This is a genomic window from Alcaligenes faecalis, from assembly GCF_002443155.1.
In the GTDB taxonomy this organism is placed as follows: Bacteria; Pseudomonadota; Gammaproteobacteria; order Burkholderiales; family Burkholderiaceae_B; genus Alcaligenes; species Alcaligenes faecalis.
On the sequence record NZ_CP023667.1, the window covers coordinates 3,267,635 to 3,281,118 of the forward strand.

General features: G+C 58.0%; 12 protein-coding genes and 1 riboswitch. Of the genes, 5 read left to right on the forward strand and 7 right to left on the reverse strand.

Features of this window, described 5'->3' with window-relative positions:
* Positions 1–79: 79 nt before the first annotated feature.
* Positions 80–1,078 (forward strand): Bug family tripartite tricarboxylate transporter substrate binding protein, encoded by a 999-nt coding sequence (locus tag CPY64_RS15240; RefSeq protein WP_042486772.1) that lies wholly within the window; start codon positions 80–82, stop codon positions 1,076–1,078.
* Between the two features lie 61 nt (positions 1,079–1,139).
* On the opposite strand, the gene CPY64_RS15245 is transcribed toward CPY64_RS15240, so the two are convergent.
* Both CPY64_RS15245 and CPY64_RS15250 read right to left on the reverse strand, forming a co-directional pair.
* The gene (locus CPY64_RS15245) at positions 1,140–1,610 is read right to left on the reverse strand and encodes a tRNA (cytidine(34)-2'-O)-methyltransferase (RefSeq protein ID WP_042486775.1); all 471 of its coding nucleotides are present in this window, start codon (positions 1,608–1,610) and stop codon (positions 1,140–1,142) included.
* Between the two features lie 54 nt (positions 1,611–1,664).
* Entirely contained in the window at positions 1,665–2,414 is a 750-nt protein-coding gene (locus tag CPY64_RS15250) for a ComF family protein (protein WP_052362984.1), read from the reverse strand.
* A gap of 81 nt (positions 2,415–2,495) precedes the next feature.
* Between CPY64_RS15250 and CPY64_RS15255 the strand changes: the two genes are divergently transcribed.
* Positions 2,496–3,410: a methyltransferase domain-containing protein gene (locus tag CPY64_RS15255; RefSeq protein WP_042486781.1), complete on the forward strand. Its 915-nt coding sequence runs from the start codon at positions 2,496–2,498 to the stop codon at positions 3,408–3,410.
* Positions 3,411–3,417: 7 nt separating this feature from the next.
* Here CPY64_RS15255 and CPY64_RS15260 read toward each other — a convergent pair whose 3' ends face one another.
* The gene (locus CPY64_RS15260; RefSeq protein ID WP_042486784.1) at positions 3,418–5,439 is read right to left on the reverse strand and encodes a TonB-dependent receptor domain-containing protein; all 2,022 of its coding nucleotides are present in this window, start codon (positions 5,437–5,439) and stop codon (positions 3,418–3,420) included.
* A 57-nt stretch (positions 5,440–5,496) separates the two neighbouring features.
* Between CPY64_RS15260 and CPY64_RS15265 the strand changes: the two genes are divergently transcribed.
* The 3 genes from CPY64_RS15265 to CPY64_RS15275 all read left to right on the forward strand — a co-directional run bounded on the left by CPY64_RS15265 (position 5,497) and on the right by CPY64_RS15275 (position 8,315).
* Positions 5,497–6,204, forward strand: a complete 708-nt coding sequence (locus tag CPY64_RS15265) for a response regulator transcription factor (RefSeq protein WP_226791388.1) — start codon at positions 5,497–5,499, stop codon at positions 6,202–6,204.
* Between the two features lie 50 nt (positions 6,205–6,254).
* On the forward strand, positions 6,255–7,550 hold the full coding sequence (locus tag CPY64_RS15270; RefSeq protein WP_162178863.1) for a HAMP domain-containing sensor histidine kinase: 1,296 nt from the start codon (positions 6,255–6,257) through the stop codon (positions 7,548–7,550).
* A gap of 33 nt (positions 7,551–7,583) precedes the next feature.
* Positions 7,584–7,725, forward strand: a riboswitch (FMN riboswitch).
* A 98-nt stretch (positions 7,726–7,823) separates the two neighbouring features.
* Positions 7,824–8,315: a 6,7-dimethyl-8-ribityllumazine synthase gene (locus CPY64_RS15275; RefSeq protein ID WP_042486792.1), complete on the forward strand. Its 492-nt coding sequence runs from the start codon at positions 7,824–7,826 to the stop codon at positions 8,313–8,315.
* Positions 8,316–8,427: 112 nt separating this feature from the next.
* Here CPY64_RS15275 and CPY64_RS15280 read toward each other — a convergent pair whose 3' ends face one another.
* Genes CPY64_RS15280 through rsmB form a run of 4 tightly spaced genes read right to left on the reverse strand, consistent with a single transcriptional unit; the run spans position 8,428 to position 13,418 of the window.
* Positions 8,428–9,123 (reverse strand): response regulator, encoded by a 696-nt coding sequence (locus tag CPY64_RS15280; RefSeq protein ID WP_042486795.1) that lies wholly within the window; start codon positions 9,121–9,123, stop codon positions 8,428–8,430.
* 21 nt (positions 9,124–9,144) lie between these two features.
* The gene (locus tag CPY64_RS15285; RefSeq protein ID WP_035270606.1) at positions 9,145–11,481 is read right to left on the reverse strand and encodes a sensor histidine kinase; all 2,337 of its coding nucleotides are present in this window, start codon (positions 11,479–11,481) and stop codon (positions 9,145–9,147) included.
* Positions 11,481–12,065, reverse strand: a complete 585-nt coding sequence (locus tag CPY64_RS15290; RefSeq protein ID WP_042486797.1) for a DUF4390 domain-containing protein — start codon at positions 12,063–12,065, stop codon at positions 11,481–11,483. Before CPY64_RS15290 ends, CPY64_RS15285 begins: the two co-directional genes overlap by 1 nt.
* A 48-nt stretch (positions 12,066–12,113) precedes the next feature.
* Positions 12,114–13,418: a 16S rRNA (cytosine(967)-C(5))-methyltransferase RsmB gene (rsmB, locus tag CPY64_RS15295; protein ID WP_009458588.1), complete on the reverse strand. Its 1,305-nt coding sequence runs from the start codon at positions 13,416–13,418 to the stop codon at positions 12,114–12,116.
* Positions 13,419–13,484 lie beyond the last annotated feature (66 nt).

Consider the following 13,484-nt stretch of genomic DNA (forward strand, 5'->3'; position numbering starts at 1 on the left):
TACCTTCCGTCTGCCGTTCTGGCACCTTCTCCACGCTGCCGGATCTGCGGTCAACCGTCTTTTACTCAGAATCAAAACAATGTCATTGCTTGCTCGTTCTCGTGATCTTCTGATCCGCTCCGTCCTGGGGCTGGCCTGCACTGGTTTGCTGGCTCAATCGGCCCTGGCCCAATCCAGCTGGCCCGAGCGTCCCATTCAAATGGTCGTGCCTTTCCCGGCAGGCTCCTCGCCTGACGCCCTGGCCCGTGCCATTTCCGAGCCCCTGTCCCAAGCCTTGGGGCAGACCGTCATTGTTGATAACCGTCCCGGTGCTGGCGGCAATATTGGCACGCGTTTTGTGGCGCACGCCAAACCCGACGGCTACACCTTGCTGCTGACCATCAATGGTCCCATGGTGACCGCCCCCACCCTGTACAAGACCTCGCTGGGATACGACCCGCTGAAAGACTTGCAGGCTATTTCCATGATTGGCACCAGCCCCAATGTGCTGGTCGTTCCGGCCAACTCGCCCGCCAACACGGTGGAAGAGTTCATTGCCCTGGCCAAATCCCGCCCCGGCGAATTGAACTACGGCACGGTTGGCCCCGGCAGCTCGGCCCACCTGGCCATGGCCATGCTGGAACATGCGGTTGATATCAAGCTGGAGCAAATCCCCTACTCGGGCTTCCCACAAATCCTGACCGCCATTATTGGTGGTGACATTGACGCTGCCTTCATGGTGCCCGGTATTGCCATGCCCCAGGTTGAAGCAGGCAAGGTGAAAGCCCTGGCCGTGACGTCCCTGCAGCCCAGCGAATTGCTGCCCGGTCTGGACACCATGGCACAAGCCGGACTGGAAAACTTCGAGGCAATTTCCTGGGACGCCTTCTTTGTGCCCCACAACACCTCGGATGATGTGGTCAAACGCCTGAATCAGGAAATCACCACCATCCTGCAACGCGACGATATCAAGGCCAAGCTCAATGCCTTTTATTTCTCGTCCGAGCCATCAACGCCGCAAGAAATGACGGACAAGATCATTGCCGACAAAGCTCGTTGGGATGAGGTGATTGAACGTCTGAATCTGTCGCTGGAATAAAACCGAAAACTAGATTCCATCAAAACGGCCCTGCAAATTTATCGTTTGCAAGGCCGTTTGCTTAAACACCACCTTCGTAACCCGCTTGTCGCCAAGCATCAAACACACAAATCGCCACAGCGTTAGACAGGTTCAAGCTGCGTTGTCCCGTCAGCATGGGCAAGCGAATCCGCTGCTCGTTAGGAAACAGCGCCAGCTGTTCGGCAGACAAACCGGCGGTTTCGCGGCCGAACACGAACACATCACCCGGCTGAAAACTTTGCTCAGCCAGCAAATGACTGCCACGTGTGGTCAGGGCAAACGCGCGATCAGGCGCAGAGCCCGTCGCCTGCAAGGCTTCTTCCAGGCTGTCATGTACCTTCACCTGCGCCCATTCGTGATAATCCAGCCCGGCACGACGCAGCTTGCTGTCTTCCAGCTCAAAGCCCAAAGGCCGCACCAAGTGCAGGACACAGCCCGTATTGGCCGCCAGTCGAATGACGTTACCTGTGTTGGGAGGGATCTCGGGTGAAACCAGGACGATATGAAACATGAAAAACCTGAAAAGTGCAGAAAAAGCCGCGAACAAGCGACGAAGTATACAGGGCTAGAAGACCTTCAATCGCCAGGGAGCACGAGCAGCAACCAAGGCATAAACAGACTGTGCACCAACCGACCGGCACGCCCGCGCCAGGGCATCCAAGGTGGCTCCGGTGGTCAACACATCATCGACCAGCAACACATCATGCCCCTGCAAGGACTCCCGCACGCTAAAAGCACCCCGCATGGCCTGCCTGCGAGCCTGCCGCCCCAAGGTTTTCTGAGCCTGTTCAGGCCGTGGCTGGGCCACAACGATATGCAGGCGAGCTGACAAACCCAATGAATGCGCCACGCGCCTGGCCAGTACCGCGGCCGGATTGAAGCCCCGACGGTGCAAGGCGCTACGCTGCGAAGGCACGGGTATGACCCGGCAAGCTGCGTTCAGCACAGGCCCATGGCGACGCCATTGCTGCACCATCAGCTCAGCCAGCACCGCGGCCATTTCCAGCCGCCGGGAAATTTTAAACGTATGTATCAACATATCGCCAGGATGTTCATAGTCAAATCCGGCAACCGTCGCTTGCACGGACAATTGCCCTGCTCCGCAATCCGGGCAGGCCAGCAAGGCCAAGGGGGGCAATGCCAGAGCGCAACGTGGACAGCGCAAATCTTCTGCTGGTGTTGCCAGCGCGTGTCGGCAAAAGCGGCACAGCGCGCCGCTTGGCGAACGTAAACCACACAGCACACAAGGTCGTGTCAGCAGTGGAATCCCTACAAGACGATGGCTCGGCTCGCGCCGAAACAGGGGATGCGCCATAATAGATCATTACCTTTCAGAGTCAGGCTGATCCGATCACAGCACATGCCACTGATCCACGCCAGTAACGTCCGCGCAACTATGTCCCAGTTACCTTCTTTGCCAATCAACTCCGCCCACGTCGAGCAGCAATTCAATCGCCGCGCTCCCCTGGATCACGCTCAGTTTCTTTATGGTGAAGTCGCGCAACGGATGTTGTCCCGGCTGGCTTTGGTACGCCTGCAACCCACTCATATTCTGGATGCTGGCTGTGGGGCCAGCCATGCGCTGGAACCTTTGCGTTCCCGCTACCCGGACATGAACTACACCGGTCTGGATCGCAGCGCCAAGCTGCTGGACATCGCCCGCGAGCGTTACCAGTCCAAACCCAGCCTGTGGCAAAAACTGCGCAATCAGCCTACGCCAGCGGCCAACTGGATTCAGGCCGATATGGCCAATAGCGGTCTGCCCGCAGAAAGCCAGGAACTGGTCTGGTCGAACATGGCCCTGCACTGGCACCCTGAACCGCATCGGGTCCTGGCTGAATGGAACCGCCTGTTGAAACCCGAAACGCTGGTCATGTTCTCCTGCCTGGGCCCCGGCTCTTTTGCCGAACTGCGCAGTGCCATGGAGCAAGCGGACCTGGGCACCAGAACGCTGGAGTTCGTGGACATGCACGACTTTGGTGATCTGCTGCTGGAGAACGGTTTTGCTGATCCCGTGATGGATCAGGAAGTCGTGACGCTGACGTATCGCAGTGCTGAAAAACTGCTGGATGATTTACGTCTGCTGGGCGGCAATCCGCACCCTCAACGCAAGGCCAGCCTGAGCACCCTGCCCTGGCGTCAGCGCCTGCTCAATGCGCTGGAAAAACAGCGCCATATGGATGGCACTTTGCATCTGAGCCTGGAAATTGCCTACGGGCACGCCTGGCGCGCCCGTAGCCGTCGCAGTACCCAGGGCGAGGTCAGCGTACCGATCTCCACGATCAGCCGCCGCCCCAAACCCCAGGAATAAACCGCGCTTAGAAGCGGTACTCGGCCTGCAACCAGAAGCGGCGGCCATCTTCCGCGTAGGAATAGGCCCCGCTGGTACCCGAGTCGCGGCGGCGATCGGTCAGGTTATAGACGGCGGCACTCAAGCTCAGGTCTTTTCTGGCACGCCAGCTGGCTCCCAGATCCACCGTGGCAATCGTCCCCATGCTTTCGCTGACGGCACCGCCCTGCCCCCAGGAAATATTGGTTTCCCGGCCCCGTACGCTCAAGGTCGAGAAGGCCGACACCGCTTCATTTGGCGTCCAATCCACCGTCAGACTACCCATATTGCGTGGGGTTGCCACCAAAGGTTGACCTTCGGACTGCGGGTAGCCAAAGCCCAGAATCGTGGCGCTGCCATTACGAACCTTGGAGTCCGTGAAGGTATAGCTGCCGCGCACTTTCCACTGCTCGTTAAAGCGGTAAGCCAAGCCCAACTCCAGACCCTGCACCCGTGCTTCAGTGATATTGAAGTAAGTGCTGTACATGCTGTTGGTATACGGATCCGGTGGCACAGGGCGACCATCGGGGTAGTACAGCTGACGCGAGCCAGTATTGGCAATCTTGTTCTTGTAGCGCGTGTGGAACAAGGTGGCGTTGGCGCTCAAAGGGCCGCCATCGTCAAAATACAGGCCCAGCTCTACGTTGGTGCTGACCTCAGGTTCCAGATCCGGATTACCCCAGGTGTAGGCACCACCACGCTGTGGCAAACCGATTTGCGGATTGCTTTGCATGATGGTCGGGGACTTGAAACCCTTGGCGATCCCGCCTTTCAGCGTCCAGGCATCCGTCGCACTCCAGACACCGTACAAACGGGGAGTCCAGTGACGGCCATAGAACTCGTTGTCGTCCATACGCACGCCGCCGGTCAGGGCGAAGGATGGGCTCAGGCTCCATTCATCTTCCAGGAACAAAGAGTACTCACGCACGGAAGTATCCACGCCCGCACCATTGGGATTGGCATAGTAGCCGTCGGCCTGCAGTTCGCTCTTGCGCCACTGAAAACCGCCTACCAGCATGTGATCAGCCAAAGGCAAAGTCAGCTTGCCATCGATCACGGTATTGCGAATATCAGGGCGAGCGGTTTGCGTTGGGCCATCGCGATAAGCCTGCTCGCGGTTAAGGCTCAATTCGGTATCAAAGCTACCCCAGCGGCCGGTATGCGCCAGCGTATAGCTATCGCGCACGTACTCGTTTTCATTAGCCTTGCCCGTCAATGCCAGGGACTTGCCCGGTGTAGTCCAGAAGTGCTGAGTCGTGCGGCCTGCTTCAAACATGAACTCATGATTGTCATTGGGAGTCGCCCACAAGCGTACCGTGCCGTTTTGGCGTTTGGCGCGCGCAAAGCCATTCAGAACCAGATCTTCCTGACGCTGCTTGTGATAGCCCCAGAACTGCAAGCCCAGACGCCCCGGCACAAGGGGGCCAGACAGGTACAGATCGGCTGAGCCGCTATTTCCTGCCGAACCACTGTCTTGCAAGGTATAGCCCCCTGTCAGTGAGCCGTGCCATTTATCGGCCACTTTGCGTGTCACGATATTGATGACCCCACCCAAAGCCTCGGAGCCGTACAAGGTCGACATGGGGCCTCGCACCACCTCGATACGCTCGATAGCTTCCAGCGGGGGAATCCAGTTCATGTCCAGAGCCTCAGACACGCCCCCCTTCATGGTGATCTGACGCATGTCCTGACGACGACCATCAATCAGAACCAGCACGTGCTCGGACTCCATGCCACGGATCGAAATCGCCCCCTTGTCACCTCCCAGAACACTGACACCCGGCACTTGCCGCAAGGCATCGGCCAAGGACTCGAAGCGTTTCCCCTCCAGCTCCTCACGCGGAATCACTGTGATGGACGCGGGTGCACTTACCACCTCCTGAGCAAAGCCCGATGCCGTCACCGAGATAGCACCCAGCTGTTCAACTTCATTACGCTCCTGAGCCCAAGCAGACATGCACGCCAAGGACAAGGCGGCCAAGGGCCAGCGCAGCCCCGTTTTCATTTTCATCACGGCTTCTTCCCTTATTTATAATACGAACCAAACTCATTTCTATTTGCCACTATCATGAGCCCGGTTTCTGACCGTAGTCTGATGAAAAACATTCTGATTATTGAAGACCATCGGCCTTTATTGAGCCTGCTGGCAAGCCATCTGCAAGGTCAGGGCTACTCCATCCGCACCGCCACCACGGGCCGGATCGGTTTGGCCTTGCTCCAGGAACATAGCTTTGACGCCCTGATCCTGGATCTGGGCCTGCCCGATATGGACGGCATGGAGATTCTGGCGCAGCTGCATCATCCGGATCGCAGCCAGCGCCTGCCCTGCCTGATTCTGAGTGCCCGCGATGCTGTCCACAATCGCATTCAAGGGCTGCGTGGCGGCGCAGATGACTATCTGCTCAAGCCCTTTGATCTGGTGGAACTGGAGGCGCGTCTGAGCGCAATTTTGCGCAGGGCGGTCCCCCATCGCTATCAACAGCTGATGGTCGCCAACCTGCGCTTTGAGCCCGAAGTACGCCAAGCCTGGGTCAATGAACACGCCTTGATGCTGCCCCGGCGCGAAAGCCTGCTGCTGCAGGAGTTGATGCAGGCCAGCCCCCGCCTGCTCGTGAAAGATTATTTGCTGGAGCAGCTGTACAAAAGCCAGACCGACATCAGTCTGAATGCCATCGAAGCCCTGGTTTCCAAGTTGCGCCGTAAATTGCGCGAGCATCATGCACAAGTATGCATAGACACGGTTCGAGGTGTCGGCTACCGTTTGCGCCCGCTATGAAAAAGCGCGCCTTCAGCCTGCGGCGACGGTTGCTTATCATCCTCTTTCCCATGCTAGCGCTGGGATTTCTGGCCTTGGCGCTGTCCTTGTACGATACCCGCGACGAATTGCGCCGTATCAGCTTGTCTTTGCAGGCCGAGGAAATCGCCCACGATTTCCAAACCCATGATTTTCTGGACAAATTGCCGCGCTACTACGCTGACGGTGAAATGTCCTATTCGCTCTACAACGCGCAAGGCGGGCTGCTGCAGATATCAGACAACCTGGATAGTCCCCGGCGTCTTCGTCCTTCCCGGCCCGAAGACGAACTGGCCTTGTTCAAGCTGCCACAGCGTAGTGGCAACATCGTTTCTGTCTCCGTCACCCTGTCCAATGGTGACATTCTGATGGTCGCCAAACGGGATGAACGCGAACGCGAGTTGATCGGTGCCTTGCTACAGGCGCGGATGTGGCGCTCCCTGATGCTTTGGCTGCCCTTCTGTGCCCTGGGCCTGCTCTTGATTACCTGGCTTGTTCACTGGACATTGCGTCCTGTTCGGCAAGCCGCCGAGCTGGCCGCTACCCTGGGGCCGGCACAACCCGAGCTGCGCCTGCCCGTCAGCGAATTGCCCACTGAAATTCGTCCACTGGCACACGCAGTGAACCAGAGTCTGGACCGGCTGATGCAGGCTTATGAGCACGAACAGCACTTGGTCGCTGATGCAGCCCATCAGCTACGCACGCCCTTAGCGGTCATGTCCTTGCGTTTGCAAACAACGGCTCAAGCACAACAAAAAGACTGGGATCTGTTACGCGGGGACATCACCCACCTCCAACGTCTGCTTAGCCAGTGGTTGAGCCTGGCGCGCAAGCAGGAGCAAACCATGGCACTGCCAGACCAGACAGCCCTGGCTCCACTCTGTCGTCGCGCCATGGGCGAGCTCTGGCCGCTTTTCGAGCAGGCAGGCCGCGAGCTGCAGTTTCAGGATGATAGCCAGCAGGACATCGTGCAGGCCTCCGAAATGGATCTGGCCGAAGCCATTGCCAATGCGCTGGACAATGCCCTGACCCATGGCTCCGGCACGGTCACCTTGCATCTGCACCAGCCACAGCCTGGCTTGTGCGCCATCGATATCATTGACCAGGGCCCCGCCCTGGATGAGGGAACGGCAAGCTTGGTCTTTGAACGTTTCCACAAACAGGACAGCGGCAGCCAAGGAGCGGGATTAGGACTGACCATTGTGCGCCAAATCCTGTTGCGCCATGGCGGGCAAGCCTTTTTCCTGCCCGGCTCCCGCTGCACCCTGCGCTTGCTGCTTCCGCTGGATACGCAGGCCCAGGTGGCCTCTGACAAACCAGGCGTTTAGCGTTACACTCGTCCAGTTGGCCTCCCCGGCCAACTACGTTCTCAGGGCGGGGTGCAAGTCCCCACCGGCGGTAATGGCACTAGCCTAGCCCGCGAGCGCCTGGCATTGGTCAGGGACAGCAGACCCGGTGTGATTCCGGGGCCGACGGTATAGTCCGGATAAAGAGAGAACGGGATATCCTCAACCACCTGTACAGGAGTCATCCTGCTATGGGCTTGAGCTATCCTGCTTCCTGCATGCCCTGTTTTTGTTGTCATAAAACAGGAAATCAACATGAACAGTATTACCCCAGCCAATCTTCTGGCTCCCCGTATCGCCTTTATTCAAGCTTGCTGGCACAAGGACATTGTGGATCAGGCCCGTCTGGGTTTTATCGACGAAGTCAAAGCCATGGGCCATGACAGCAGCCTGATCGACTTCTTTGAAGTGGGCGGCGCCTTTGAAATTCCGCTGCATGCACAACGTCTGGCCCAATCGGGACAGTACGCTGCTGTAGTCGCTGCGGGTCTGGTGGTTGATGGCGGCATCTATCGCCACGACTTTGTGGCTACCGCAGTGATTCAAGGTTTGATGCAAGTCCAGCTCAGCACCAACGTGCCCGTGTTTTCGGTCGTGCTGACTCCACACCATTTCCATGATGGCAAAGAGCACCACGATTACTTCCATCGTCACTTTGTGCTCAAGGGCCAGGAAGCGGCCCGTACGTGCCTGGATACCGTGAGCAAGTTGCAGGCGCTGCCTGCGACATCTGTCGCCGCTCTCTAAACGGCAAGGCGGCCTGAAAAGGCCGCCTTCAATCCCGATCCTTCGGGCTGCGTTAACTCGTAACGCCAACACTGGCCGAGGTTCTTCGGCCATGCATCTGGTAACTACTGTATCAAGACTGGTTACGCTTGCGCGACGAGTCTATACCCAGCTGTTTGAGCTTGCGGTACAAGTGGGTGCGCTCCAGACCAGTACGCTCCGACACGCGTGTCATGCTGTGATTTTCGCGACGCAGATGATATTCAAAATAAATGCGCTCGAACTCGTCACGGGCTTCACGCAATGGCAGATCCAACGAGATACTGCCTAGCTGGGACTCATCCTGCTCCACTTCAGGCACGGCCATGGCTGGCGCCATGCCGGGAACCATGCTGGCTGTTTCGGGGCGGCGATCACCACCCTGAACCACTGGGCGGGCAGCGGCTGCCAGCGCCTTGGGCGCAACGGTACGCTCCAGACCGGAGGCGACGGTCTTGAGCAGGCGCTGCATGGTGATGGGTTTTTCCAGGAAGTCCACCGCACCAATACGGGTTGCTTCCACCGCGGTATCCACCGTGGCGTGGCCACTCATCATGACCACTGGCATATCCAGCAAGCCTTGGGAGGCCCACTCCTTGAGCAGGCTGACACCGTCAGTGTCTGGCATCCAGATATCCAGCAAGACCAGATCGGGGCGGCCCCGCAAGCGTGCCTCGCGAGCCTGGGCGGCATTCTCTGCCAATTGCACGGTGTGCCCTTCGTCGTAAAGAATTTCCGACAAAAGTTCCCGAATGCCGATTTCGTCATCAACTACCAGAATTCTGGCCATAAAACGTCACCTACGTGATTTTTACGCATTATCGTTTGCTCGCCGCCCAGAGTCCAGACGAATATGCTGGCCAGCAAGCCGGGTAAAGAGGATGGAAATGCGAGCCCCCCCCTCACGACGATTGGAAACATCGATTCTGCCGCCGTGCTCCTCGATGATTTTCTTAACTATAGCAAGTCCCAGACCCGTGCCGGTGGGCTTGGTGGTTACGTAAGGTTCAAAAACGCGCACCAGCATCTGGGGATCAAAACCAGGCCCGTTATCCGAGACCACAAAACTGACCGCATCAGAAGAATCGGAACCTTCTACGCCCGCAATCATGGTTTTAACAAATACATGCGCCTGGTCAAGTGATTGATCCTGGGCCGCCGCTTCACGAGCATTGGCCAGCAGATTATGGATAACCTGACGCAGCTGCGTCGGATCCCCTTGCACCATGGGCAGATCAGGGTCCAGCTCCACATCAATCGCCACACTATAGCCATCGTCCCGGACCATGCCTTCTTCCGGGTCCCAACCATATAAAGTCAGTACTTCGGTAATCAGCTCATTCAGATTCAGCGCTTGCATCTGAGTAGCAGGTTTACGGGCATACTCCCGGAAATCTTCCACCATCTTTTTCAGCGAACTCACCTGATTGACGATGGTATTGGTATAGCGCAGCAACATGGCAGCATGGACTTCATCCAGCTGCGACTCCAGTTTCATGGCCAGACGTTCGGCGGACAACTGAATAGGCGTTAATGGGTTCTTGATCTCGTGTGCCAGGCGTCGGGCCACCTCGCTCCAGGCCACCAGACGGCTGGCGGAAATCACGTCGGTAATATCGTCAAACACCACCAGATAGCCGGTTGGCTGACCATCTACACGCAACAAGGTACCACGGGCCAAAACGGTGACGATAGTATCACGCGCTTCATTACCTTCTTGCATTTCCAATTCAAACTGCTGCTGCCAATAAGGATGGTCCGAGCCCATAGCCTGATGCGTGGAAAAGGCTTCACGTATCACCGAGGCAAAGGTCATGGCCCCTTCCAGCGTTTCCAACGGGCGACCTTTAATCGAACGCAGATCCACCTGCAAGATACGCTGCGCCCCTTGGTTGAACATGGTGACGCGGAACATCTCATCAAAAGCCAGCACACCACTGGACAGGTTGCTGAGCACCGACTCCAGGTACATATTGGAGCGCTCCAGCTGCAGACGATTTTTCTCGACCATGCGGCGCGCTTCATCCAGCTGTCGGGTCATGGCATTGAAAGAGCGCGTCAACTGGCCAACTTCATCCTTGGCGGGCGGCTCAGGCAAAGCCCGATAGTCCCCCACCCCTACCGCCTGCGTCCCCGCAGCCAATGTCAGCAAAGGACGCGTCAGGCGACGAGACAAAGCCAGGGCAGCCGCCACAGCCGTAAACACCGCCAGAATCAAGGCCAGCGTCAGCGTAATACCGTAGAGCTTGCGCAAGCCCTGACGAGACAAGGCCAGCTCCTGATAGTCCCGGAAACCTTGCTGCACCTGGTTGGCATTGCGTGCAATCTTGTCCGGCACAGGCTGAATGACCTGCAGCCAGCGCGAGTCTGCCGTACCACTCAAGGTTGCTGCAAAGCGATTGGGATCGGCCAATGGTAGAACCGTGCGCAGACGCAAACCTGTGGACTCTGCGGGAACCCCGCCTTCGTCCAGGCCGTTGTCGTGAACAGGCGCATCATCATCCACCTCGGCAGCCGAATAGCGGCCTGCAATACGCAGCTGATTCATCACGCTGGACGGCGGCATATCAGGCAGCAGCGTGTCGTAGCGGCCCGAGGAAAAGGCAATCAGACGACCATTGCCCGAAAACACCATTGCCTCCGTCACCCCGCTGTTTTCACGCAAGGAGATCAGCAAGCTGCTGTACTGCGCGCTGTCCGCCTTGTTCAGCGCCGACACCATTTCATTGGCACGACCTTCCAGCTCATTGAGCTGCGAATCCAGGGCGGCGCGGCCCAGGCTCAAGCCCGATTCCAGTGCCGTATCCACCCGCACGTTGAACCAGGACTCGATCGAGCGCGACATGAACTGCACTGAAAGCAGATAAATCAGCGCCCCCGGAATAATGCCAATCAAAGTGAAGTAAAAGGCAAAGCGCGCCGTCATGCGGGCACCAAACTGACGCCGACGTATTTGCCTGAACAGACGAATCGTCAGCAACAGCACCCAGGAAATCAGCGTGGCGGCCAGTACACCGTTGAGCACCAGCAGCAAGTCATACTGCTGCGCGTAGCGCGAGGCGTTGCCCGTAGACCAGACAAGAAGCGAAAACAGCGCCAACGCGCTGACACCCGCTCCAAACAGAGCGGTGCGCAAGATCCAACGTATCAAGGTTGGGGCTCGTCGACGGAGACGGAAAAGGAAAAGGTTTTCCATGGAGTAGCCAGTGTCCAGGCAGAACTATTGATGGCGTCCACTTGAAACGGACGGGCCAGCAAAGAGGTATCCAGGCGCAGACGCACACGACCCTGGTATTCCTGGTCGCGGTCCAGATCAGCCACATACGCCACGGCCCAGCCGCGGATATGCCGCAGCATGGCCAGTGCGTCATTCATGGAGGATTCGGGTAAAGACAGGTCACCCGTGCCCACGCGCCACTGACGGGTCAGGGCGTTGTACACAACCCGCCAGGTTTGTTGTTCTTTAACAACGTTTTTATCAAACCAATACCAGCGGGGCTGCGCCAACTCCACTTCAACCGTGAAATACAGCGGTACCCCTTTCTCGGCAGCAGTGCGCAATTCCGGACTTAACTCGAACTCGACATCCGCATCGATATACAGTTTTTCGTCCCGAATATGGGGCTCGACCTTGACGACCCGCTCTCCCGACGTAGCGACCGGCACAATGGTATTGGCCGAGCTTAGCGCGCAGTTGAAAATCAGCAGAAAAGACAGAAAAACGCGCCACATCGTGATTAACCGCAAAAAGGACAAAGTCAGAGCCCTAATTGTGACAAGTCAAACCGGGCGCGTAAATAAGGCGTAGAAAAAACCGTCGCCATCTGCCAGCGATCGTCCCGCAACGCCGGGCAAAATCTGGCCAGGAGAGTCCAAAAGCTGCGCCTCGGGGTGACGGGCCAAAAACGCCTCAACCTGTTGTTCCCCTTCAGCTGGGAAAATCGAGCAGGTCGAATACAGGAAATGCCCGCCGGGCCGCAATGTGGACCACAAGGCATCCAGTATAGAGCTTTGCAAACGCGCGGTATCAGCAATGTCCGACTCGCGGCGCAACCAGCGAATATCGGGGTGACGACGCACAATACCCGAGGCGGTACAAGGCACATCCGCCAGGATGGCGTCAAAGGGCTGACCATCCCACCACTGAGCAGGACGAGCCGCATCGCCCCGTTTCAATTGAACTTTGTCGCTGGCTAGGCCCAGACGACGCAGGTTATGACCTACGCGCTCCAGACGCTCGCCGTCCGAATCCAGGGCCAACAAGGAAACATCCGCCTGCTCCAGCAAATGAGCGGTCTTGCCACCTGGGGCCGCGCACGCATCCAGCACGCGCATGCCATCCTTGACCGGCAAAAGCAGACCGGCTTGCTGAGCCGACCAGTCCTGCACCGACCACCAGCCCAGATCAAACCCAGGAATCGCCTGAACCGGCATGGCCTTGTCCAAGGTAACGGCACCCGTGCCGGGGCTGCTGGACGCAATACCGGCTTCCGTCAGCACCGCCTGCAAGCGCTCCACCGAGCAACGACGCTGATTCACGCGCAAGGTCAAAGGACCGGGGCGATTGGCCGCTTGCAACAGCGCTTCCCAATCACGCGGGTAAGCACGGCGCAACTCCTTGACCCACCAGCCGGGGTGATTCCAGCGTGCTTCAGGGCGGCTCTCCACCTGAGACAGGATCATCTTGCGCTCGCGTGTAAAGCGACGCAGCACCCCGTTCACCAAGCCCTTGGACAGACGCAGCGCAGCCTGGCTATCAGCCGCACGCACAGCCTGATCCACCACCGTATGCACGGCATAGACCGGCACATCCGGGCGATCCTCAAAAGCCTTGGCATCCTCTTGCACACGCATGGCTGTATCCAGCAAGGCCAGCGACACCATCAGCAAGGCATCCAGCCAGGTATTGCTGGGCTGGCGTGGCACCAGCGTGATACGAATCTGACGGGCATGGCCCAGGCGGCGCAAAACATGGAAGCTGACAGACTGCACCGCCGCACGGGCTGGCGCTGGCGTTGCAGCCAGGCTTTCAGTCAGGGACTTGCCTGCCAGTACGCCTTCAATATTGCGCGCACTCAGCAACATGACTTCAGACAGGGGCAAAGAGGGAGAAAGATGGGCGTCGGACACAGAACAACCGCTAGAAAAGAA

Excerpts from the sequence above, each read along its gene's own strand:
- CPY64_RS15240 (WP_042486772.1), top strand. The coding sequence starts at position 80 with ATGTCATTGCTTGCTCGTTCTCGTGATCTTCTGATCCGCTCCGTCCTG.
- CPY64_RS15245 (WP_042486775.1), bottom strand. The coding sequence starts at position 1,610 with ATGTTTCATATCGTCCTGGTTTCACCCGAGATCCCTCCCAACACAGGT.
- CPY64_RS15250 (WP_052362984.1), bottom strand. The coding sequence starts at position 2,414 with ATGGCGCATCCCCTGTTTCGGCGCGAGCCGAGCCATCGTCTTGTAGGG.
- CPY64_RS15255 (WP_042486781.1), top strand. The coding sequence starts at position 2,496 with ATGTCCCAGTTACCTTCTTTGCCAATCAACTCCGCCCACGTCGAGCAG.
- CPY64_RS15260 (WP_042486784.1), bottom strand. The coding sequence starts at position 5,439 with ATGAAAATGAAAACGGGGCTGCGCTGGCCCTTGGCCGCCTTGTCCTTG.
- CPY64_RS15265 (WP_226791388.1), top strand. The coding sequence starts at position 5,497 with ATGAGCCCGGTTTCTGACCGTAGTCTGATGAAAAACATTCTGATTATT.
- CPY64_RS15270 (WP_162178863.1), top strand. The coding sequence starts at position 6,255 with ATGCTAGCGCTGGGATTTCTGGCCTTGGCGCTGTCCTTGTACGATACC.
- CPY64_RS15275 (WP_042486792.1), top strand. The coding sequence starts at position 7,824 with ATGAACAGTATTACCCCAGCCAATCTTCTGGCTCCCCGTATCGCCTTT.
- CPY64_RS15280 (WP_042486795.1), bottom strand. The coding sequence starts at position 9,123 with ATGGCCAGAATTCTGGTAGTTGATGACGAAATCGGCATTCGGGAACTT.
- CPY64_RS15290 (WP_042486797.1), bottom strand. The coding sequence starts at position 12,065 with ATGTGGCGCGTTTTTCTGTCTTTTCTGCTGATTTTCAACTGCGCGCTA.
- rsmB (WP_009458588.1), bottom strand. The coding sequence starts at position 13,418 with ATGTTGCTGAGTGCGCGCAATATTGAAGGCGTACTGGCAGGCAAGTCC.